The sequence below is a fragment of the Pseudoalteromonas sp. OF5H-5 genome, from assembly GCF_021530695.1.
GTDB lineage: Bacteria > Pseudomonadota > Gammaproteobacteria > Enterobacterales > Alteromonadaceae > Pseudoalteromonas.
This window is the reverse complement of sequence record NZ_JAKGBF010000005.1, coordinates 235155-258854: the sequence shown is the minus strand read 5'-3', so window position 1 is coordinate 258854 and position 23700 is coordinate 235155. Positions and strand designations below refer to the sequence as shown.

The following is a 23700-nucleotide window of genomic DNA, read 5'->3' as shown; positions in this document are numbered from 1 at the left end:
GTTAAGACTTTATCCTTAGATAGGATCGGTTACACTCAATAAGGTCAGAGGTGAAAAGCTTCTGACCTTATTTGTATACCGTTTTAAGGAGATAGTCGTGGATAAAATCAAAAGTATACTCACCGTAATTGATCCAACTAAAGAGCGCCAAAATAGCTTAGAACGCTCTATCAATCTTGCCAAGCGTACCGGTGCAGCCATCACTGCATTTATGTCTATTTATGACTTCTCCTATGAAATGACCACGATGTTGTCTAAAGACGAGCGTGAAGCAATGCGTGAAGCGGTGATCAAAGACAGAGAAGCATGGCTTGCCGATATGGTTAAGGACTTTTCTGATGTGAGTATCCAAACTAAAGTGTTGTGGCACAATCGCCCCTACGAAGCGATCATCAAAACCGTGCTTGCGCATGATTATGATTTGGTCATTAAATCTACGCATCAACACGACACCCTGAAATCAGTGATCTTCACCCCAACCGATTGGCATTTAATTCGCAAATGCCCTGCGCCTCTATTACTGGTTAAAGATCACGCTTGGCCAGATCAAGGCAACATTATTGCAGCGGTAAACTCTGTCAGCGATAACGAGCAACATCAAGAACTCAATAAACGTATCATTACGGATGCTCAGTTTTTATGTGAATTAGCCAATGCCAAATTGAGCCTGGTAAACACCTATCCAGCAACGCCTGTTAATATTGCCATTGAAATTCCCGAGTTTAACCCATCGCAATACAATGAAGCCGTGAAAAAACACCATGAAGACGAGACATTTGCACTCGCAGAAACTTATTCAATAGATAAAAGCGATTGCATCATCAAAGAAGGTCTACCAGAGGACGTTATCCCCTACGTTGCTAAAGAAAAAGACGCTGAGTTGGTGGTCATTGGCACTGTCGGTCGCACTGGACTGAGTGCAGCGCTGGTTGGCAATACTGCTGAACATGTGATTGATAGCTTAGATTGTGATGTCTTAGCACTAAAGCCTGATGGCTATAAATCCCCATTAGAAGACTGAGGCGTAGACTCGGAATAACAGCAGCTAGAGAAAAGAGCTGATCACAAGTTTAGATTGGAATGTGCGGCAAATACACAGCCACACATTCCGTTTACTTGAGCTGTGCAAGCCAAAAAGTAAAATAGTTAAGAAGTATAAGACTATTTAGGCTAGTCTGGGTAAATCACTATTGAGAATTAAATATTGGTTACATCAATGAACAATGATTCATCAATGTTTGTCGAGGAAACCACCGCTTCGTTAAAATCATAAGCTTCTCGCTCACCGTCTCTATCTAGAGGCAAACTTTCAAAATCAAAGAGTTCAGTGTCAGCCAGTTGGCTTGGACTAACATTCTGAATTGATTTGAAAATATTCTCTACTCGACCTGGCGTCTTCTTGTCCCACTCAACCAACATAGATTTAATATTTTGACGTTGCAGGCTTTCTTGCGAACCACATAGGTTGCACGGAATAATAGGAAAATCCTTGTGTTCAGCGTATTGAATAAGATCTTTTTCACGTGCATAAGTGAGTGGGCGGATCACCACATTACGACCATCATCAGAACGTAGTTTGGGTGGCATCGCTTTCATTCTCGCGCCGTAGAACATGTTTAAAAACAGCGTTTCAACAATATCATCTAAGTGATGACCCAGTGCAATTTTTGTCGCGCCAATCTTTTCAGCAAATGAATACAAAGTACCACGGCGCAAGCGTGAACAAAGGCCACAAGTCGTTTTGCCCTCTGGTACTTTTTCTTTTACGACTGAGTAGGTATCTTTATCAATGATATAATAAGGAATGTCTAACGTTTCGAAGTACTCAGGCAAAATATGCTCTGGGAACCCAGGTTGCTTTTGATCCAGATTGACCGCGACCACATCAAAGTGAATTGGTGCCGCTTTTTTTAGGCTAAGTAAAATATCCAGCATAGCGAATGAATCCTTACCACCGCTGATACAAGCCATCACCACATCGCCTTCTTCGATCATATTGTAATCTTTGATGGCGTTGCCGACATTACGGCGCAGACGCTTTTGCAGCTTATTAAACTCTAAAACTTCTTTGCGATTATCTTGCTCTGTCATGGTGTTAGGTGCCGTATTCATACTTACTCAACTGCGTACTGTGCGCGTTATCGCGCTAGTACATTACTACATCAATTATGGGGCGCCGATTATACGTGAAATTAAGATGAGGTAAAATACAAAAATGGCGCCGCTTTGGGCGCCATAGTTGGGAACAAATAAATTAAAGGCCGAACACTACCTTTTCACTTTTTAGCATACGACTGCTTAGGTAGGTGAAAATAGCAAACAACCCCAGTGTGACCGCGCTCGACAATAATAGTTGTGGTACCGGTATCGCATTGCCTTTAATGATTTCAATCATTGCATTTTGCTGCGCTGCGATCGGCATCCACTGCATAATGTCAGTGGCAATATCATAGGTCGTTGCCATACTCATCATTACCGGAATGAACAGCGCCATCGCCACATAAGATTGCGCTTCTTTAAATGATTTAGCTAAGAAAGAGATAAATATCAATAAACTGGCAGACATTAATGCAATAGGCAGGCCAATTATAATTGCTGAAATAATAAATTTAGGACCAATGACCACTGTAAAGCCCATCATTTCCCATGGCACCATATTATAAGCAAACTTAGATACTATGGTGGTTAACACTAAAGCAATGATAGAAAAACCTGCGATTGCCCCCACTTTAGCTAACACAATATGCATGGTGCTGATCGGATGGCTAAGTAATAGCTGTAATGAGTTACGTTCACGCTCCCCTGCACTACTGTCAATCGCCATACCCATCGCCGCATAAAATAGCGAAATAATAATAGATAATGTTGCAATACCTAATACGAAGCCTCCTTTAGAGGTCGGTGTCGCTTGGTCATGAGTTTGGACATCAATCGCACGTGCAATAGTCGGATCGATACCACGCGCGACTAATCGCAATGAAGCAACTTCGCTGTTGTATAACATGAGGTTACGCTCTAGTCGGTTAATTGATGAACGTAACTTTTGCTCCGATTTATCAGCAATGATAAATACCGTCGCACTCTTACCTTGCATCATATTTTCTTGGTAATCTTCGCTGATCTCCAAGGTAATAGCTTTAACTTCTTCGCCTTCACCATGTTCAATTTCTTTACTCGCTAAAAATTGCACTAAGTTTGGCGCATTTTCTGCGTTATTAATGGTGATTTTGAGTGCTTCAGGCGAAGCCATTTGCTTAAACATGACGGTAAACAATACACACATTAGAATAGGTGCACCGATACAATAGTAAAGGCCAGCCATCACTGAACGTTTGTCGCGGCTTGCGTCTAACACTTCTTTTTTAAATAAAACTGAGATTAATTTCATCATGCTGCAATTCCTTCATCTGTACCTATCAGGGTAATGAAAGCTTCCTCAAGCGACGCTTTACCTGTTTGTTCACATAGGGCCTCTGGAGAACCTTCCGCGACCACTTTGCCTTTCGCCATGACCACAACATGGTCGCAAAGTGCTGCAACTTCTTGCATCACGTGGCTAGAAAATAAGACACAGTGACCTTGCGCCTTAAGCATCATCAACAAATCCCGTAACACTCTGGTACTCATTACATCTAAACCACGTGTTGGCTCATCAAGTACAATATTCGTTGGTTTATGCACGATTGCCTGTGCCAACGCCGTTTTCATTCTTTGGCCTTGTGAAAAGCCTTTACAGCGTCTATCCGCGATATCCAACATTTGTAGCTTTTCTAATACTTCTTGCGTCGCTGTAGCGGCCGATTTTGCGTCCATGCCACTTAGTTCAGCGTAAAATTGGGTATATTCACGCGGCGTCATGCGCTCGTAGAGCCCACATGGGTCTGGGAACAATCCTAATTGTTGTTTTGCCCTGGTTGGCTCTTTGGCAACATCAATACTATCGATAGACGCCATACCTTGATCCGCTTGAAGCAGGCCAAATACGGTCCGTAAGCAAGTCGTTTTACCAGCTCCGTTGGGTCCCAATAGTCCCGTAATTTGACCATCACGAGCGGTAAATGACAGCCCGTCTAGCGCGTTCACTTCACCAATCTTTTTATGTAAGTTATCTACTTGGATCATGAGTTACTCCTTATCAGCTGTTGCAGGGCCATTGATGTTCATAAAGAATTGTTTGCGTGTGTCTTCTTCAAGACAACTGGTATCAAAGTCTCCCACTGTCTTTTCATCGTAAAACTTAGCAATAAGCTTATTAGCACAGCTTTGCCCTGCGACAATATGCGTTGCCGTTGGTGCAACTAAGTGTGTGGCATTGCTTAGTTTTTCCATCGCAACTTCGGCCCACTGAGCAGGCGTTGCTGGGTCTAATCCGCCAGAAAGTAGTAAGGTTGGAATATCGGACGCAACGGGTTCATAGTAACTACTCGACACCGGACTCACATTCCAAATTGGGCACGTCACATCCAATCCTGTAATCATCATCTTACCCATATAGTTTTCACTATATTTCGCTTTGTCCGCAGCCGTTAATCGTGGCCAATCTTCCCCACATACAATTGCCTGATGCATCCCCATGGCCAATCCAAGGCCGTCTTCACTTGGTGCCATCATGCCAACTAGAGGAGCAAGGTTGCCTTTAGTCGCTTCACTAATCGCAAGCGGCACCAATGCTCGGGAGGTATGAGAGTAAAGCGCCATCCTAATCGCGCTAAATAGCTTCATTTTGGTCATCGTCATTGCGAGCGGTTTACTGGTTCTGGGGTGAAGCACAGAAACCTCTATCGGCGTTTGCCCAACTTGCTCCAGCAAGCTTTGCCATTGCTGCTTTAGATTAGGATAATTATTTGCACACTTTTTATCGGCTTCACATTGTGCAAATAGGGCGTTCAATGACTCTTCTATTGCACCACCAATCGCCATTAAACTTTGGTTATTGGGTGCAAGACCATCTAACACGGCCGATGCAACACTATCAGGGAACTGTCTCATATACTCAAGTGCGATGCGTGTTCCATATGAGCCACCGTATAAGTGTAACTTGCTATAACCGAGTGCGGTTCTTACCGCGTCAAAATCTTTTGCTGCCGCAACAGTTGTGTAATCGGAAAGATCTGTGTCTAATTTTTCTTTGCACTTTAGGGCGTCTTCTTTGTAAAAATCGAGACCCAGCAAAGTATCATTTAGCGCAAATTGTTGTTCAAGGTTATCCATATCACATTGCAATAGATTGGATTTTCCAGTTCCCCGTTGATCAACAAGTATAATGTCTCTATTTTCTCTAGCGTATTTAAGGATCCTTTCAAAGTTTGCTGCGATTTCGGTGGCTGATTGTCCAGGTCCCCCTGCAAACGCAATAATTGCTTCTTGTGGGTAAAGTTGTTTTATTGCAGGAATAACCATAAAGTGAATATCAATTTTTTGTTCTGTTTTGGTTTCACTTAATGGTTGTGAGATTTTTCCGCATTGTGCTCTATCATCGAGTCCCTTTGCATAGCAAGCGGATAATTCTGCTGTTGATGCTGCTGCTTGTAATGGCAGCACAGCTCCTAAAACGAGAGGAAGCAGCGCTAGCTTTACTAAGCTTTTCTTAAACTTAAATGGCTTTTTCATAGTTATTTCCTTGTTGACTCACGGTCAGTATGCTAACTTTAAGTGAGTGTATCAGTGTATTATTGTATTAATACAGTAGAATTAGAGTAATGCTAGATCTTATTCATGTCAACCCCAACAGCGCAGAGCCGATTTATAAGCAGCTATTTGATCAGGTAGTGCGTTTAATTGTGTCAGGTAAAGCACAAGCCGGAGAAGAGCTACCTTCTGTAAGAAAGCTAGCTGAACATTTCTCGGTAAATCCGATGACTGTCTCTCGAGCAATCGGGCAACTTGTCGATCAAGGTTGGCTTGAACGAAGACGCGGTCAGCCGACACGAGTAGCACAACAGCCAACCACACAACAGACCGATAGTCTGCTCAACAAAAACCTAGATATTTTAATTAATGATGCGAAACAACTTGGGATCACCAAGGTTGAGTTGATATCATTGATAGATAAAAACTGGGGACAAGAATAATGACAAGCCCACTACTACAATTCACCAAAATCCATAAACAATTTTCCGACAAGTCTGTTCTTGAAAACATAAACCTTACTATTGAACCTGGTATGGTTATGGGTCTACTGGGACGAAACGGTGCAGGTAAAACTACGCTACTGCGAATTGCACTTGGACTAATCGAACAAAATAGTGGTGAAGTTAGCTGCCTCAACAGCAGCAATCTAGAGCTGAGTCCTACATGCAAGAGCCAAATTGGCTATGTGCCACAGCAACCCTGTGGTTATCAAGGTTTTAAAGTCAAAGACGCCCTCGCACTGCACCGCAGCTTTTATCAAAATTGGGATAATACGCTAGAACAAGAGTGGCTTTCTCGCTTCGAGTTAGACGAAAACAAGCTAGTAAGTAACCTTTCAGTTGGTCAGCAACAAAGCTTAGCGCTGATAATGGCGATGTCGTATCGACCTAAGTTACTGATCCTTGACGAGCCTGTTTCAAATCTCGACCCCATCGCACGCCGAGAATTTATGTCGGACTTATTTGAGCTAGCGCTTGAGTCCGGCTCTGGTGTACTTTTCTCCTCGCATATTACATCTGACGTTGAGCGCGTCGCGAGTCATATTGCTATTATTAAAGATGGTAAGGTATTGGTTACTGGCGAACTAGATACACTGAAGGAACAGATTAGACTTGTTCCGCATCACCTTACAAGCAACCTTCCATCAGCAGAGCTGCTTCACCAATCTGAACGTTTTAGCATTTACCAAGCTCAAGACGGCTCAAATTGGCCAACGGACCTACAGCAAAGCCATAGCAACCTTGAACAACTTTTTGTGGAGCTACACACATGAGCACGTTAACTCGGCGCAATTGGTGGACAGGGTTTTCCGGCTTTTGGTTACGAGAGTGTGGCTCTGCAAATTTTTTCATTCCGGGGATCTTAGCTTCTATTGCTACACCATTATTAACCTTAATAGAAGAGCAAAACATACAAACATTTAGCTTGGTCTTTGCTATCAGCGCCTTATGGATGGCTTTTTGCTGGCAGTTAGTGAAATTACAAGCACAGGAAAGCGCATTACTATTCCCTGCAATTAAACGGCACGTATACTTACAAGGACTTGTAATACTAGTCGTTGGCTACATGTTCAATGCACTCGCTCTTTTCAACCGCCCCGCGCCAGAAGTTGCCTATGCCATGTTGTTTGCAACGAGTTTTGGTGGTAGTTTCTTTTTATTATGTATTCGAAATAGCTTTTATTTCAAACATAATAGCTACGTTTTCATGCTCGTACTCATGCTCGCTATGTTTTTTGGTGATACTCCACAAGTTTTAGCACTACTCGCTATTCCCTTCATATTAGTGGCAGTTTATCTGCTGATTACACCAAATAATAACTGTCAATGGCATCATTTGGCATATCAAACCTACATAAATAATATACAGACTGGCTGGCTCCCGAGTAATACCTTTACCCCTGATTTCCTCACTCAGCGGTTTAGGCAATTTTTTATGCCGATGAGCTATTTTTCAGGCAACCTGTTGATACAAACTTGTCAAATATTTTTTCTCTCAGGGCTTTTAGCCATTGTGGCAGTCGGCTTTTTTGGTGTCACAATTCAATTTATCACTGGCTTTACCGATATGCTTGTTTTGATGGTCGCTATTTTTGTCTGTTGGTCCAAACTACAAACAAAAATGACATGGGACCAGCTCTATCTATTACCTGTCTATTCAAGCCTAAAATCAATTAAACAGGCCTATCATGTCGCAGCAGTTAAGCTTGGCTTTTGCTTATCTTTGTTTCAACTTACAGTATTGCTGGTTTGCAGCTTCCTTACCACATTTGAGACTGTGGTTTTCTACCTTATAATATTTATCGGCTCGGTTGCAGGATTTATTCTTTGCGTTGCGCTAGGGAGCATCATAACGAGCGCCCTTACATTGTCACTTTCGTGCATGTTCGTAATCATTTTACATAGTGCGTTTAAATCTTACCTGTTAAATCACGAACACTCAGTTGCCACTCTATATCTGTTATTGGGCTATGTTGTGGTAGCCACGTCATTGCTCCTTTACAGTAATAGAAAGTTTGACTAAGACGTGCTCGGATCCGAGATGTTGCTCATATAGGCGTAGCACGAACCAAAGACTGTGCTAATAAGAATAAAAGAGTGATAGTGAGCATAAGTCGATTATCACTCTTTTTATCCGCTATATTTAATGGGAGTGGGTTCGACTATTAATAAAGTCGGTAACCGAAAACAACACCCCAGAGATCACGAAAGTAATATGTATGCCTACTTTCCAAGCAAGCTGCTCACTGGTTAAGTCTTGAGAATGGATAAAGACTTTGAGTAGTTCTACCGCAGATATTGCTACGATGGCACTGATCAATTTGATTTTAAGGCCTGAGAAGCCAACCTTTCCCATCCAAGTCGGCTTATCTTCTTGGGGCTCAACATTGAGCTTAGAAACGAAATTCTCGTAGCCACTAAAAATAATAATGATCAACAACCCGGCCAGTAAAGCCGTATCAACCAATGTTAAGATACCAATGAGTAACTCTTGGTTTGTCGCCGTAAGCGCACTGATGGTCATCACATAAAGCTGTTTAAAGAACTTAAGTAACAACAACACAATCGCGAGCAGTAGGCCAACAAAGAAAGGCGCTAACAGCCATCTTCCTTTAAATAAGGTTCTTTCTAAGAGATATTCATAACGATTAAATTGCTCATTCGCAGACTTAGTTTCTTGCTCCATGTTTTTGATTTTCACCATGTTTAGTTAGTTTTACTTAACCTTTAAATGTAGCATCAACGCTTGTATTTCTCACCATTTATTAATGTAAATTTGAATCAATTTTCTGCTCTTAAGGAGAAAATTAATTCGTTTTCCTTATTTTAAATTTTGCTTTAAAACATGCTTGTTCTTTCAACTAACAGGTAACACGAATGAAAACCTTAGTTTCATCATTAATCATCGCTCTATCTCTTTTTGCTTGTGTACAAGTACAAGCGGATGAAGAGCTACCAGTCGCGCCTGCAGATTTGGTTCAAGAGTTAACTCAAATGTGCCTTGATTGGGCAAAAGATGATGATGTACAAGCATCTGAGATGAAAAAATATGTTTTGAATTGCGTTAATGACGAGCTAGAAGCAACTGGCTATCAAAAAGTCAAAGACGTGAACGTTAAATAACACCATTTGTTTTAAGTAAATGAGTTATTTCGCCCTTCAAATTGCTTGGAGAATTAGTGTAATTGGTATAATACCAGTTCGCTTAATTAAGTGATGGCATTCATGATGAAAAGGCCGCTCAATACGTTGAACGGCCTTTTGTTTTTAATAACATTTTGGACAAAATATCCATAGCATCCGAAGACGCTTATCGATGTTTGGCTAGCTGTTAAGCTTTCTTTTTCTTGGTAGTTTTCTCTTCTTCTACCCATTTACCATTGCTATACGTCGCTTTCCAACCCGTCGCTTTACCATCCACTTCTGTCATCACATATTGTGTCTTGGTTTTTCTAGAGTAACGAACAATCGCAGGATTACCATCCGAGTCTTGCTCAGGCGCATCAGCCAGATAATAGAATTTAGGTGAAATTCTATCTCTAAAGCGTTTTAGCTCTGATACCTTAGGAGCACGTGTTTCACGTGACTTCGGGAATGTGTGCGCCGCTAAGAAAATACCTGAAGCGCCATCTCGAAGCACAAAATGCGCGTCCGATTTTTCGCATTCTAGTTCCGGTAGCGGAACTGGATCTTCTTTCGGTGGCGCAGCTTCGCCGTTTTTCAATAGTTTACGTGTATTTTTACAGTCTTCATTTGTACAACCAAAATACTTACCAAAACGGCCAGATTTAAGCTGCATATCCGAGCCACACTTGTCACACTCAATCAGTGGTCCATCGTAGCCCTTGATCTTAAATGCACCTGTCTCAATGACATAGCCCTTACATGCAGGATTATTACCGCATACATGGAGTTTTTTCGTTTCATCAATAAGATATGAATCCATTGCTGTTTCGCAAATTGGGCAACGCTTCATATGACGAAGTGATTCGGCTTCCGCCTCTTCATCCGCATCCGCGGCAACCGCTTCGTCACCTGACACGAGATTAATTGTCGTAGTACAGCGCTCTTTTGGCGGTAAGTTATAGCCTGTACAGCCAAGGAATACCCCAGTAGAAGCAGTACGAATACCCATCTTACGTGAACATGTAGGACAATCTATGTCTGTTTCGACCATCACATTTTGTCGCATGCCGCCTTCACTTTCATCGCCAGCTGCGATTTCTAGCTGGTTAGAAAAGTCGGCGTAAAACTTATCAAGTACCTGCGTCCATAAGCGTTCACCTTCTGCGATATCATCAAGGCGACCTTCCATTTTTGCGGTAAAGTCAAAGTCCATTAAATCGTTAAAATTCTCAACGAGTCTGTCAGTTACGATCTCGCCCATTTTTTCAGCGTAAAAACGGCGGTTTTCAACTCGGACATAACCACGGTCCTGAATCGTCGAAATGATAGCAGCATAGGTAGATGGACGACCAATACCACGCTTTTCTAATTCCTTAACTAAGCTTGCTTCGCTGAAACGTGCTGGTGGTTTAGTAAAGTGCTGCTTAGGATCAATTGCAATAAGATCAAGCTTGTCGCCAACTGAAACACTTGGAAGCGCCTGCTCTTCTTCATTCTTCTTACGAACGGCTGGTTGTACACGTGTCCAACCATCAAAACGTAGCACGCGCCCTTTCGCTTTTAATGTGTAATCTTCCGCGGCGACGGTCAGCGTCGTTAAGTCATACTCTGCAGGCATCATCTGACACGCCACAAACTGACGCCAAATAAGCTCATAGAGCTTCTTAGCATCAGCCTCTACGCCGTCTAAATGACCGGATAAGATTGTCACATCAGAAGGACGAATTGCCTCATGCGCCTCTTGTGCGTTGCCTTTTGCGGAATAACGCAGCGGTGCTTCTGGTAAATACTTACTACCAAATTCACTATCGATATAGCCACGACACATTTCTAACGCATCGTTTGATAAATTCGTCGAGTCTGTACGCATATAGGTGATGTAACCCGCCTCGTATAGACGCTGCGCTAACATCATGGTTTTCTTTACGCCATAGCCTAAACGAGTACTTGCCGCTTGCTGCATTGTCGAGGTAATAAATGGCGCACTCGGCTTACTCTTACTTGGCTTTTCTTCAACCTTGACTACTTCGTAAGCACTGTTTTCAAGCACTTGTACGGCTGTATCAGCTTGCGCTTTATTTACTGGCTTAAATGCTTCGCCTTTAAACTTAGTAACCGCTAGGCGAATATCATCTTTTGTTGCTTTAACATCAGCGTGAAGATCCCAAAACTCTTCTGGAATAAACGCTTTAATCTCACGCTCTCGTTCAACAAGTAATCTCACAGCAACAGATTGTACACGACCTGCCGATAACCCTCTTGCTACTTTTTGCCAAAGCAGCGGGGACACCATAAAGCCAACAACACGGTCAAGGAATCGTCTTGCCTGCTGCGCATATACCATGTCGGTGTTAAGGTCGCCAGGCGCCTCAAACGCTTGAGTTATCGCGTTTTTGGTGATCTCGTTAAAGACCACACGCTTATACTTGCTCTCATCGCCACCGATAATCTGCTCAAGGTGCCAAGCAATGGCCTCCCCTTCTCTATCCAAATCGGTTGCGAGATAGATATGGTCAGCATCTTCAGCAAGCTTTTGTAGTTCTTGAACTACTTTTTCTTTACCCGGCAAAATTTCGTAATGCGGTTCCCAACCCTTCTCAGGATCAATCCCCATCCTCGCAACTAAATTTGCATAATCTTTTTGCTTTTTATATTGCGCTTTTTCTTCAGGTGACATTTTACGTACTTCAGCTGGCGACTTAGTTGCCAAGCCTTTCGTTTTACCTGCCCCTGAGGTAGGAAGATCTCGAACATGGCCTACACTGGATTTAACAATGTAATCCTTGCCGAGGTATTTATTGATTGTTTTTGCCTTCGCGGGAGACTCTACAATTACTAGCGATTTGCCCATAGCTGCCTATTTTTGACCGATTCTGTCTGATGTTTGCCCTTACTTGGGCGTTAAATTACTTATAGGTATATCTACAAACACCTATTGTTACAAGCTAAAAATACTAACTTTTCCCTGATCACCGAATTATTATCCAATTTGTGTACAATATTCAGCCAATTTAGGGACGCATTCATATATATAAGGTTAAGGCACGGGAATATAAAGGAATAGAAACAAAAATGCCAACCCGAAAGTTGGCATTTGTTGAATTATCCTGCGTCTGTAACGCTTATTCCTATTGATTGTGTCTTTCGTTCGTCATCATCATCTCCCAAAGCTGGAAAAGTAAATTTGATCCCTAATACACCAGAAAGTTTGTTGTTTGGCTCAGCTTCCCTCGCCAACGTAACGTTGAAGAAGTTTGGCTTGTCACTTGTGTAATTCCCTAAGGTGCCAGACACACTTCCACTGGTTAATTCACCGTTATTTGTTGAAATCTCGACTTCTGTGCCAGCCGGAAGCGGATTACCAAACTCATCAGTGAAATAAATTGTAATAGGAACAGCTGAAGGGCTACCTGCTGCCGTAAAATCTACACCGGCGAGATCGCACATTCCCTCTACTCCAGATGGTTCAAGCACTAAGCCATTGCCACTTGGGCACGTATTCGAACCTGCAAGCGCAGCCGGCACTGTAAATCGCACAAAAGCATTATCACCAGACATTATCAATTCAAATTGTCTGTATACATTAACTAGCTCTTTCGTACATTCTCCTGCAGCTTCAGCGGCTTCTGAACAAAGCAAGCCATTATACTTGCCGTCCCCTTCATAAACACCGTTACCATCGTTATCAAAATCAAAGCGACCATTGTTATTGCTATCCATCCACCAATCGTCATGACCGCCATTTACAGTTCCGGTTGGAGAACAAGGTCCAGTGTTTGCGGCAGAATCACAATTCTCTTTATCAAAGCGACCATTTTCATTGGTATCTAGGAATGCTTCTGTAAGGTCAAACTCTTGGCGATATTCGCCAATATCAAATCGACCATTACGGCGCTCTACACCACCGCTTGATTGCTCATCTCTGAAATTTTCTTGGCCTTTAACAAAAGCCAACACACTTACACGCCCACCCATTACAATTCGTCTAAGCGCAGTTGCAGCATCGTCGCCCGACGAAGCGTCTTTTTGTCGTAGCATGCCATTAATACATGGTGCAGCACTACCAAAATATGGGTCACAGTTCCAATTAGCTGAGTCTTGCTTTTGAGTATTTGATAATGTAGCTGCTAGCCTAGGCGCTACCGCTTCAAAGGTATTCGCATTGCCATCTATATCACCAATGCGGTTACCCCAACGATATTCATAGAAAGGTCTATCTCCTTGGCTGCGCCATACCACAGTACAAGCAGCATTATTCGTTCTACAATCATAAGTGTCCTCAGACTCAGTACTACCAATAGCACCGGCTTCAGCAATCACCGTTGCAGCGACACCATCAGCATTAAACTGATTGAATTGATCACCAAAAAACAAGGTAATATTTGTTGTTACCCCATTATAATTAAGCGAGTTGGTATTGAATGTAACAGGGGAGGCATCAAACGTATCCTGATCTGTGACACCTGAGCTTAAAATTAACCCTGACGATACGCCAAATATTTGCTCACTTAGCTCAATAGTATGCATTACGCCTGTAGGACAACGAGCATCGTCGTTTGATGCATCTGCATCATTACATGCTTTGGCGATATCCGTCCAACAGGTAATCGCATCACCATCAGGTAAATTCGCGTAAGATTCTTCAGGGATATAACATGCACTAACAACGAGCGGACCTGGCACAATACCAGACTTAACAGTCGTTCTTACAATACCACTTGCATTGGTGTTTCCGGTAATTTGCGTCAGCGATGCAAGACCTTGCTCATCTGACAACCTAAAGTCGACTCGAGCACGTGGAATTGCAAGGTTATCTTCATCTACCAGTTTAAAGCTCACAACAGATTGGGTTGGTAAACCGCCTTCACCTGGAGGTAAAGCAATAAACTGATTAAATCCATCTTCCTCAGGTAAAAACTGTACCGCTTGTGCAAGTGCACTATCCACTTCAATAATTGTTTCTTGATTTATTGGAGAGCTGCCGTTTTGAATAGTAACAGAAATTCTATCTTCGCCTTGACAACCTTTTGCACGGTAAGTAGAGCGGGCGAAGCCATTGGAGGTATTTACCGTTTCATCTAATTCAGCCAGCGCAGGGGTTGCTATAGAACAAGCTGAGCTAAATGCAACTTCAACAGCACTATTGATTAATGCCCCATTCTGATCTTTCAGTATCACAGTAATAACCGTACTTCCACCTGCGGAAAGCTTTTGTTGGACGCCATTGCTATCCACCAAACCGTTGTCAATCGTAACATTCAACTGAGCAACACCAACATTAAAATTGATAGCCTGAGTGACATCGACATAATCTGGAGAGTTTACGGTAATGGTACCTGCGCCACCTTGGTTACCAGGCTGAAACTTTAAGATTGCAATACCAAAAGAATCCGTCAACGCAGTGCCTGTCGATGGTAAAATAGTCCCTAAAGTAGTTTCAGCGCTAATTAACCCATTGGCAATAGCATCGCCAGTTTGGCTAGATGTCATTTTGATGAATACATCAGCCGTCTCGTTTGACGATACTTGATTGACGCGAGTACACCCAGCAGCGATAGGATCTATCATGGCCTGATCTCGGCTATCATCCCATCCAGCAGGGCATTTACTTAATAGCATGACCTCAAGTTTTGCAGACGCTGTTACATTGCCGTCATCGCCGCCACCTTGAGAGGTAAAATCAAAAGATCCCGTTGCACTATTATCGCCTTGAGTGTAAGTCGCCGTAATACGTCCAGCACCTACAGTAGCAGTTACTTTTAGAGTAATTGACGCTTTACCCTCATCATTGGTAAGGACAGACCCTGAGCTGGGTTCCATGGTTGCAAATTCGTCGCTCTCAAAAACGACTCGACTATTTGCCTGAGGGCTACCATCTTTTGTTAACGAGGCAGTGATTACTAAAGGAGATGAAGATGAAAGTGTATTCGTAGAATTACCACTAGTATCCGCTCCTGAAAGCGTAATGGCATAAGTGCCATCGCTACCATCATCACCATTATCTGTATCTTTTTGAATACTGCCACCGCCACCGCACGCGGTCAGTAAGAATGCTAGCATCAGTATGCTAAAATAGCGCATCAAGGGCATTCACCTATCTCCCTAGCTAAGTTAATTTTATTATTGTTCAATAGTAACCCAATTTTATCGATAAAATCACAATTTTTTATTAGATTAGGTAGATTTTCTGTCGTGAAATGCTGTTCATCTGCGCCAAGCCTGTTAAGCTTTAGCAGTTTTAAGATACATAGTGTTAGGGCAATGTCAGAAAATAAAAAAATGGGCCTAACGGCGCGCATTATGATAGGCATGGTGTTGGGGGTTGTACTAGGCCTCACCCTTCAAGCCATCCTAGGTAAGAATAAAGAAATACTTATTCCTTTAGGTCTCTTTGACCTCCCCATTAAAGGTTTCTTCGTTGACGGTTTATTCCACATCGGTGGGCAGATCTTCATTGCAAGCTTAAAAATGCTTGTTGTTCCTTTAGTGTTTATTTCCCTTGTATGTGGCACATGTAGCCTTAGTGACCCAAAAAAATTGGGCCGCTTGGGTGGTAAGTCCATTGGTTTGTATCTCATTACAACAGCAATCGCAATCACGGTAGCGATTACGCTCGCACTACTTATTGCACCGGGTGGTGGCGTTGAAATTCCAAGCAGCGCGTCATTTGACGCAAAGCAAGCGCCGACACTTGTGCAAGTTATAATCAACATGTTCCCGACTAACCCAATTGACGCGATGGCCAACGGTAACATGCTTCAAATCATTGTCTTTGCGCTGCTATTTGGTATTGCTATGGCACTAAGCGGAGATGCCGGTGCTCGCCTAGCATCTGTATTTGAAGATCTCAATACAGTAGTGCTTAAGTTAGTGACTTTATTGATGAATGTCGCACCATATGGCGTATTTTGTTTAATGGCTAAGCTGTTTACAACCATCGACATGGGGTTAATCGCCGAGCTCGGCAAATACTTTATGGTAGTGTTGGCAGCTCTGCTAATTCATGCATTCATTAACTATTCAATTTTGTTCAAGCTGTTAACAGGCTTGAGCCCTATTATCTTCCTGAAGAAGATGAAAGACGCATGCATGTTTGCCTTTAGTACGTCAAGCTCAAGTGCAACTATGCCCGTAACACTGGAGACCGCGACTAAGAAACTAGGTGCGCATAACTCAGTTGCCTCTTTTACGATCCCTCTGGGTGCAACCATTAATATGGATGGCACGGCTATCATGCAAGGTGTTGCAACGGTCTTCATCGCTCAGGTATTTGGCGTAGACCTCACCATCAATGACTATCTCATGGTTATCTTGACTGCGACTCTTGCGTCAGTTGGTACGGCAGGCGTGCCTGGTGTTGGCTTGATCATGCTTGCAATGGTGCTTAACCAAGTTGGATTGCCTGTTGAAGGTATCGCGCTTATCATTGGTGTAGACAGACTATTAGATATGACAAGAACAGCAGTTAACGTAACAGGTGACTGTATGGTAACTTGTGCTGTGGCCAAATCTGAAAACGAATTTGATATCGATGTTTTCAACGACCCTGATGCAGCAAAAGAACTAGAAGAAACCACTTCTAAAGCAAAAGCGTAAATATCAATAACGCAGCTAACTATAAATAGCTGCGTTATTTTCCTCAACTAGCCAACTCAATACTCCTCTCTGCGACATATCAGCTATCCATACCCTTTTCTTCATTGTCACTTTTTCCTAGTTACAGAATAAGATTAAGCAGAAGATTCTCCATGCCTATGCATGTGAGTGCTTTAGTTATAGCAGGATTTGGACGTGAAGTTATCGGTAATCCTCTCTCATCTCAAAGATAGAACACTTATCTAGACATTTGCTCAGGCTAAGCCCTGTGCAACAAATACACTGTTGTGGATAATACCAATTAGTCTTAATACTTGCTCAATTTGAAGGAGCAAATCTGACGCTAACGGCGTTAAAAATTTCTCATTTAGAACAACTAAATAACCTGAGCTGCGGATAATTAATGCCTTTCTAGCAGCCAGTTTTAGCGCTAACTGCGTTGAATTCACTTCCAATAGCCAGCTATTGGTGCGTAAATTCGCCTTGCCTACAGGATGTAGGTACCTTAGCGAGAGCAGGACGCGGAAGCGGTGTTTTCCCTAAAACTCTCTGGCTAGATAAGGAGAAAACTAAGTTGTGCTTTAGCAACAATGAGTTGGAACATTCCTTATCCAAACCTCAGGTTAAATAGCAAAATTTCCGCTTTGCCTACACGGATGTAGGTACCTTGGCGATAGCAGGACGCGGTAGCGGGGTTATTGACAAAATTTCCTCGCCTCAAAATAGGCCACTTAATTAAGCGAATTGGTATAAGAAAAAACCGCGCTATAAAGCGCGGCTGTCATCTTAATAAACGTTAACGTATTAGAATTGGTATGCAAACTTCACATATGCTTGACGACCAAGGATACTGTGCGTTTTATTGTCAATTCCCATTGACTCTGAAGGAGCAAGCGGCGCTTCTTCATTGAACAAGTTAGATGCACCTAGAGTTACTGTCAGCTTTTCTACGCCAATATAACTGACACTTGTATCTACAGTAGTCCATGAATCAATCTCATATTTATTGCCATCACTGTCAGCAAGATCTTTATAAGAATCAACATAGTTTACGCTGATATTTGCAAGCCAATCGTTTTTAGCCCAGTCCATACCCGCTGTCCAGCGGAACTGCGGATGCTGATACTCTCCATTGAGATCTTCAGCAACATTGAATGTGTTACCTTGTTCGTCACTTTCAAACGACTGTTCTTCAAAGTTAAGCGCGTAAGTTAAGTTGTAATTGAACTTAAACTCACCCATTTCACGAGTAGTTAATGCATAGGCTAAGTTAACATCGAAACCGTCTGTTTCACGACCACCAATGTTAACAAAGGTGTCGTTAATGGAGAGAATACGACCAAGTGTGCTACCTTGATTAGGCGCACGAACTACCAGATTAGGATCGGTACCACAACAATCAACTAACTTCTGTGCTCCAATTTTCTTGATGAGATCTTCCTGATCATAATTCCAGTAATCTACACCGATACTAAAGTCATCAGTTGCTTGCCACACTACACCTAAATTGTAGTTTTCTGACTCTTCTGGTTGTAGGTTTTTGTTACCAGACACAATCGCAGTGTATTCATACGGGCTACAATCATCATCAGCACCCGTTTGGCGACAACGTTCACGGTCTATCACGCTTGGTGATTCGTCTGTTCTACCAAGATGTAGCTGAACAAGAGAAGGCGCTCTGAATGCTGTCCCCCAAGAACCACGAACCACTAAACTATCAAGCGGTGACCAACGGAATGCTACTTTTGGATCTGTTGTAGTTCCAAAGTCGCTATAGTCTTCATAACGCAAAGCTAATTGCAGCTCTAGTGTATCTAGCACTGGTACGCTAAATTCTGCGAATATCGCAGTATTATCGCGATCTCCGTTAGCTTGCGTTGCTTCTGTACCAAAGATTTCGCCTCTGATGTATTGACTATCCGGGTTATCTTCAATTTTCTCGTAGCGATGTTCAAAACCAAACGCTGCGGCAACGTAGCCGGTTTCCAATTCAAATAATTCGCCCGAGATAGTACCATCTAGTGACTGCATGGTTGATGCACCATAACGCGTAGTGGTAGTTTCAAAAAACGCCAAACCGGCTTCTGTATTAGTGCTTGGTTCAAATGGGTTCCATAAACCTTCATCAATCGCTTGCTGCGCTCTTAGCTTGTTAGGGAAACCATCAAAGCCTTTTTCAACTGCACTTGAACGAATAGCAGAGTACGCAACTTCCCAAGACCACGCGTTCCACTCACCACGTGCTCCAAGGACTGCACGATAGTATTCTGAATCGACATCTTTTTTACGGTTGCCGATATCAACCGTTCGACGACGCATTGAAATATCTACACCATGTAAGAAGTGGTCTGGATCGTTAAATAATGGGTGGTTTGGGTTATCACCATCCATAAATAGTTCTGTAAAGCTCGGGCTACCTGCACCTTGAATGAAAGTTGAAGAGTGCTGCGCCGAGATTTCGGCAAAACCTTCAATACCATCGATGATTTCTTGTACGCCATTGTAGTTAAAGCTAATACGTTCCGTCGACGGAATAGCAGTCATGTACGGTGCATAATCGTAGCGACAGATATCACCAATATCTAAAGCAGGGTCGCATTTGTCATTCCCCCATACGTCCGTAAAGATAGTCTGCCTTACCTGAGTGCCATCATCTTCAACACGAACGACTGGTAATCCTGCCCACTGTTCGTCTGTTAGCATGCTTCTCATCACCTCAACGCTGCCGGGAATACCTGCAGAGCTTAATGAGTTGTTACCACCGCGAAAACGTTGATCAGCAGAAGCTGTGTAGTCACGATCGGCATAAGTTAGGTGACCGCGTTTGAAATAATCGAGTGAGAAATTATGATGGCCATTTTGCGTTGACGATCCCCAAAGAAGAGTAAAGTTCTGTTCTTCAGCCCCACCATCGGCGGTGTTGGATAATTTACCAGCGACCTCGAAACCGTCTATATCGTCACGTAAAATAATATTAATAACCCCTGCGACCGCATCAGAACCATAAGTTGCAGAAGCACCGTCTTTTAAAATATCAATACGTTTAACTGATGAAACAGGAATGGTATTTAAGTCCACAAATGATGTTTCTATATCTTTTGCAAACGGGCTCACGGCAACACGACGACCATTAATAAGAACAAGCGTAGATGATGCTCCTAATCCCCTTAATGCAACACTTGAACCGCCATTTGCGGTGTCATCGCTGGAGTTACCTTGTGTACTAAAAGTACCAGTACCCGACACAGGCAGCTTTTGTAACGCCCCAATAAGGTCGGTAGATCCCGTTGAAGCTAGGTCAGCAGCTGACAAGCTTTGAATTGGTGACGGACCTTCTAAGTCTGTTCTTTTAATGTGAGAGCCTGTCACTTCAATACGTTCAACTTGCGTCGTCTCTTCGGCCTTAACTTGTTGATTCATGCCGATTAATACGGCAATTGAGAGCGCACTGAGTGGTAATTTATAGGTCATCCTGTTTCCCCTTAAGTTAATAATTACACTGTAGTTTTTTTAATAATCCAGCCATTATTAGCATACCAAAGCAACTTTAACAATGCATTTATTTAACATTAAGTTTCCATTTTGGGGGTCTAATAGCAGAAATTCGCGACGAAAGAATATCGTTATTTATCAGTATGAATTATTGTTGAAATTGGGATTACAGGGAGGAGAAGCGTTTTACAAACAGCTTCAAAAAGTTGATAAGACGCCTAAAATCTTTACTGAATAAGAGCGGTTTCTTAGCCTAAAGTTTAAAGACGTCAATGATCGTGTTGTAACTACTTAACTATAATGCCAACCAAGGTTGCACTGACTTCACATTTGCAGAGTCGGCAAAGTGAGTATTGTCGTTTGACCACGTCTTCGGGACACTGATTCGACAGACTTGCGACTCACACTTCACTGTAGCATCTGTGACGTTTTGACTTCTGCCAAAGGTCACGATGACTCCCTGTTGCTCAGGCAGCAAAAATGACAACAGGTTTTTAATAAAGAAGCCTGATAGATCAGCCAGCAACTCTTCAAACTCCTGTTGCATTTTATACAGATCAGACTTGCTTAGAGATCTCGTATTAAATAACTCGGCCTCAATCTGCATTTTTAGCTGGCAGTCCGAGCTTTCGCCCTTCGTTTCAATTACCACTTTAGCTTTGTCTTTGTCCAATTCTTTGTCAAATGGTAGCAATAATTGCGCTTCATTGGTGTACGACAATGGAAAGCTCGCTTCCTCGGTCACAATATTACCCGCCGTGATTTTACACGCCTGCATGCTAAGTGTATCGACAAGGTAAAATCCCACACGTGCAAACTCAAACTCGCCTTTATTTACCACTTTCAGTCTGTCGTAAAAGCTGTCGTATGCAAAGGTGACCGTTTTAGCGGACGCTATCGCACTCCAAAGTGTCATTATCAGGACAAGTACAATCTTATTCTTCATCAAAATACGCTCGGTTATGCCTTATCATATCGTTAAGTTCATTTACGTAGTCTTCACCACGCTCTGAATAACTCAAAAGGCCACTTGTTAATACTGTAGCGTCAATCGGTGCTTTTTGAGCTCGCAGCTCTGCTCGTACCGCGCGCAAGTCTTTGTATGCATCATTAGTATTGATATTCCTAAAGTACGATTTGACCGCGGCTCTTACCGACTGAAAGGCTCTTACTTCGTGATCGGCCGCATCTTCTCGCCGTTTCGGCACCATACCGCAGCCTTTGGTGTAACACCATTGACCAAAAAAGTTTAACCCAATTCGCGCAAATCGTGACGTACCCCAAGCAGATTCATTAGCGGCCTGCATCAACGCCAGCTCTTTAGGAATAATATCCACGCGGCGTAAAGCACGTTTAAGCGAAGATTCATTGATGGCTTCACCTTTTAAATCATACTTTGTGAAAATCAATGCAACCTTTTCTATTTGTTTGCGTGTCAGGGTTTCATCAAATTGCAGCATCATTAGGGCGATTTCAAGTGTTGCCCGCTGCTCTAAGATCTGTTTATTTTCGGCTTCTACGTGCGGTTTAATAAAGTCGAAAAATGCCGTTTTCTTCTCCTTGATATCACGAATGGCTGCAAAATTAGGTAGTTTTACGCTATGGAGTGGCTTTTCGGGCACCTTAGGTACAACCTCCGCCCCCGTATCCTCTTGATCTAATACGGTGTCTTGCGGACTTTTATCTTGGATAAAAGGGAATAAGAGTGCCCAAATAGTCACTAGGGCAACAAAGAGTTTAATCAGTTTAGCTTGCATACTTCTCCTCGCAGCGGCGGTGTTCTGGAAACGGAGTCTCTTTCCTTAAGTCTCTAAGAACTTTTATCAAGCCCACTCTGTAACAGAATTATTCTGTTACTATAGTTTGATAGAGCGTTGATAAATTACGCCAAAATAACAGTATTCAAAAATAGCGGCTGATAATATCAAAAGCCGCAATTAAACGCGAATTTTCGTTCAGTTATCGTACATAGTTTAGACGAGTTTAAGATATAAAGAAAAAGGAACAGAAGTATGACGTCTAACGCTTGGCAGCAGCGTCTGCTATCGCAGCAAAAAAACCGCCCTAACGACAATCGTTCAGCATGGCAAATAGACCGCTCTAGGATCATACATGCCGCGGCTTTTAGACGCTTGCAAGCCAAAACCCAAATTATGGCAATCGGCGTTAACGACTTTTATCGGACTCGCCTAACTCACTCTTTGGAAGTATCGCAAATAGGCAGCGGTCTACTGCGCCATTTAAGAAAACAACACCCTGAGTTTGAACACTTTCCTTCGACTAGTCTTATTGAAACTTTATGTCTAGCGCATGATATCGGCCACCCGCCCTTTGGCCATGGAGGAGAAATAGCGCTTAATTACCTTATGCGTAATCATGGAGGGTTTGAAGGAAACGCTCAAACCTTGCGCATTGTCACCAAATTGGAACCATACACTAAAGGTTATGGCATGAACTTAACACGCCGTACCTTACTAGGTTTTATTAAATATCCTGCATTAATCGACACACTTTGGTATCACCAACCAACGCAAACACAAAGTCGAAAATACATTTTATCTAGTGATTGGCTGCCAGCAAAAGGTATTTATCAATGCGACCAATCGGTATTTGATTGGATCCTCTCGCCATTTTCTCAAAACGACCGAATAAAGCTGCAAGAAACCGAGGTTAAAGACACCTTCCGTCGCAAGACTAAGTTTAAATCGCTAGATTGCGCCATTATGGAATATGCCGATGATATCGCCTATGCAGTTCATGATTTAGAAGATGCGATTGCAACCGAGACCCTTAACGAGGCAGCATGGCATGATTTCGCTCTACCTGAATTACAAAAGTTAGACTCACCTTGGTTAAAGCACAACTTACAACGCGTGAGCGAGAGTTTATTTTCAGAAGATGAATCTAATCGTAAAGATACCATAGGTGAGCTCGTGAACCTGTTTATTGTGCACTGTAAACTCACCGTTCAAGACTCAGATTTTGACTCCGCCCTACTTCATTTTACCGTTGAGATGGCACCCGAATTTCAGGAAATCCTGCAAGTATTAAAAGTGTTCGTATATCGAAGATTAATTCGTGAACCTAAAATGCAGCAAATTGAGTTTAGTGGTCAAAACCTGCTTATTGATTTATTTGAAGTTTTTGCCAGTGATCCCATGCGATTATTGCCGTATACAACCCAAACACTGTACCAACAAGCAACCGATGAAACGCAGCAAATGCGCGTGTTAGCGGACTATCTTGGTGGCATGTCTGATGAGTATGCAAGAAAAACGCATCGACGCTTATTTACCGGGGAGCTGTAAGTAACCTGAAGTTGACAGCTGGGAACTTGGTTTATCAATGGAAACTC

18 protein-coding genes are annotated in these 23700 nt (G+C 42.6%); 7 read left to right on the top strand and 11 right to left on the bottom strand.

Annotation, left to right across the window (positions count from 1 at the left end; genetic code table 11):
* The first annotated feature begins 97 nt into the window (after positions 1 to 97).
* Entirely contained in the window at positions 98 to 1021 is a 924-nt protein-coding gene (uspE, locus tag L1271_RS09910) for a universal stress protein UspE (RefSeq protein ID WP_010605017.1), read from the top strand.
* A 176-nt stretch (positions 1022 to 1197) separates the two neighbouring features.
* Here the strand turns inward: uspE and ttcA are convergent, their stop codons facing one another.
* The 4 genes from ttcA to L1271_RS09890 all read right to left on the bottom strand — a co-directional run bounded on the left by ttcA (position 1198) and on the right by L1271_RS09890 (position 5610).
* Positions 1198 to 2091 (bottom strand): tRNA 2-thiocytidine(32) synthetase TtcA, encoded by an 894-nt coding sequence (gene ttcA, locus L1271_RS09905; protein ID WP_235367765.1) that lies wholly within the window; start codon positions 2089 to 2091, stop codon positions 1198 to 1200.
* 163 nt (positions 2092 to 2254) lie between these two features.
* A complete protein-coding gene (locus L1271_RS09900; protein ID WP_010605018.1) occupies positions 2255 to 3391 on the bottom strand; it encodes an ABC transporter permease in 1137 nt (378 codons plus the stop codon).
* Complete coding sequence (locus L1271_RS09895) at positions 3388 to 4122, bottom strand: ABC transporter ATP-binding protein (RefSeq protein ID WP_095729531.1); 735 nt, start codon at positions 4120 to 4122, stop codon at positions 3388 to 3390. Before L1271_RS09895 ends, L1271_RS09900 begins: the two co-directional genes overlap by 4 nt.
* A 3-nt stretch (positions 4123 to 4125) precedes the next feature.
* The gene (locus L1271_RS09890; protein WP_235367737.1) at positions 4126 to 5610 is read right to left on the bottom strand and encodes an alpha/beta fold hydrolase; all 1485 of its coding nucleotides are present in this window, start codon (positions 5608 to 5610) and stop codon (positions 4126 to 4128) included.
* A gap of 89 nt (positions 5611 to 5699) precedes the next feature.
* On the opposite strand from L1271_RS09890, the gene L1271_RS09885 reads away from it, so the two are divergent.
* Genes L1271_RS09885 through L1271_RS09875 form a run of 3 tightly spaced genes read left to right on the top strand, consistent with a single transcriptional unit; the run spans position 5700 to position 8154 of the window.
* Positions 5700 to 6071, top strand: a complete 372-nt coding sequence (locus L1271_RS09885; RefSeq protein ID WP_010605021.1) for a GntR family transcriptional regulator — start codon at positions 5700 to 5702, stop codon at positions 6069 to 6071.
* The gene (locus L1271_RS09880; protein WP_102056975.1) at positions 6071 to 6904 is read left to right on the top strand and encodes an ABC transporter ATP-binding protein; all 834 of its coding nucleotides are present in this window, start codon (positions 6071 to 6073) and stop codon (positions 6902 to 6904) included. Before L1271_RS09885 ends, L1271_RS09880 begins: the two co-directional genes overlap by 1 nt.
* Complete coding sequence (locus L1271_RS09875; protein WP_235367736.1) at positions 6901 to 8154, top strand: hypothetical protein; 1254 nt, start codon at positions 6901 to 6903, stop codon at positions 8152 to 8154. The genes L1271_RS09880 and L1271_RS09875 overlap by 4 nt, the downstream gene beginning before the upstream one ends.
* 120 nt (positions 8155 to 8274) lie before the next feature.
* Here the strand turns inward: L1271_RS09875 and L1271_RS09870 are convergent, their stop codons facing one another.
* Positions 8275 to 8835 carry a TIGR00645 family protein gene (locus L1271_RS09870; protein ID WP_010605024.1) on the bottom strand — a complete coding sequence of 187 codons (561 nt, stop codon included), beginning with the start codon at positions 8833 to 8835 and terminating at the stop codon, positions 8275 to 8277.
* Between the two features lie 173 nt (positions 8836 to 9008).
* Between L1271_RS09870 and L1271_RS09865 the strand changes: the two genes are divergently transcribed.
* On the top strand, positions 9009 to 9254 hold the full coding sequence (locus tag L1271_RS09865; protein WP_235367735.1) for a hypothetical protein: 246 nt from the start codon (positions 9009 to 9011) through the stop codon (positions 9252 to 9254).
* A gap of 208 nt (positions 9255 to 9462) precedes the next feature.
* Here the strand turns inward: L1271_RS09865 and topA are convergent, their stop codons facing one another.
* Together topA and L1271_RS09855 are read right to left on the bottom strand one after the other, a co-directional pair.
* Positions 9463 to 12108, bottom strand: a complete 2646-nt coding sequence (topA, locus tag L1271_RS09860) for a type I DNA topoisomerase (RefSeq protein ID WP_235367734.1) — start codon at positions 12106 to 12108, stop codon at positions 9463 to 9465.
* 251 nt (positions 12109 to 12359) lie between these two features.
* Complete coding sequence (locus L1271_RS09855; protein WP_235367732.1) at positions 12360 to 15338, bottom strand: hypothetical protein; 2979 nt, start codon at positions 15336 to 15338, stop codon at positions 12360 to 12362.
* Between the two features lie 180 nt (positions 15339 to 15518).
* On the opposite strand from L1271_RS09855, the gene L1271_RS09850 reads away from it, so the two are divergent.
* Positions 15519 to 16853 carry a dicarboxylate/amino acid:cation symporter gene (locus tag L1271_RS09850; RefSeq protein ID WP_102056977.1) on the top strand — a complete coding sequence of 445 codons (1335 nt, stop codon included), beginning with the start codon at positions 15519 to 15521 and terminating at the stop codon, positions 16851 to 16853.
* Between the two features lie 254 nt (positions 16854 to 17107).
* On the opposite strand, the gene L1271_RS09845 is transcribed toward L1271_RS09850, so the two are convergent.
* From L1271_RS09845 to L1271_RS09830, 4 genes are all read right to left on the bottom strand, one after another.
* Positions 17108 to 17302, bottom strand: coding sequence for a hypothetical protein (locus L1271_RS09845; protein WP_235367764.1), 195 nt, complete (start codon positions 17300 to 17302; stop codon positions 17108 to 17110).
* Between the two features lie 355 nt (positions 17303 to 17657).
* Positions 17658 to 20324: a TonB-dependent receptor plug domain-containing protein gene (locus L1271_RS09840; protein WP_235367731.1), complete on the bottom strand. Its 2667-nt coding sequence runs from the start codon at positions 20322 to 20324 to the stop codon at positions 17658 to 17660.
* 316 nt (positions 20325 to 20640) lie between these two features.
* Positions 20641 to 21291: a DUF2987 domain-containing protein gene (locus L1271_RS09835; RefSeq protein WP_102056979.1), complete on the bottom strand. Its 651-nt coding sequence runs from the start codon at positions 21289 to 21291 to the stop codon at positions 20641 to 20643.
* Positions 21281 to 22102, bottom strand: coding sequence for a glucosaminidase domain-containing protein (locus L1271_RS09830; RefSeq protein WP_010605030.1), 822 nt, complete (start codon positions 22100 to 22102; stop codon positions 21281 to 21283). The genes L1271_RS09835 and L1271_RS09830 overlap by 11 nt, the downstream gene beginning before the upstream one ends.
* Before the next feature lie 255 nt (positions 22103 to 22357).
* Between L1271_RS09830 and L1271_RS09825 the strand changes: the two genes are divergently transcribed.
* Positions 22358 to 23653 (top strand): anti-phage deoxyguanosine triphosphatase, encoded by a 1296-nt coding sequence (locus tag L1271_RS09825; protein WP_235367729.1) that lies wholly within the window; start codon positions 22358 to 22360, stop codon positions 23651 to 23653.
* The last annotated feature ends 47 nt before the right edge of the window (positions 23654 to 23700 follow it).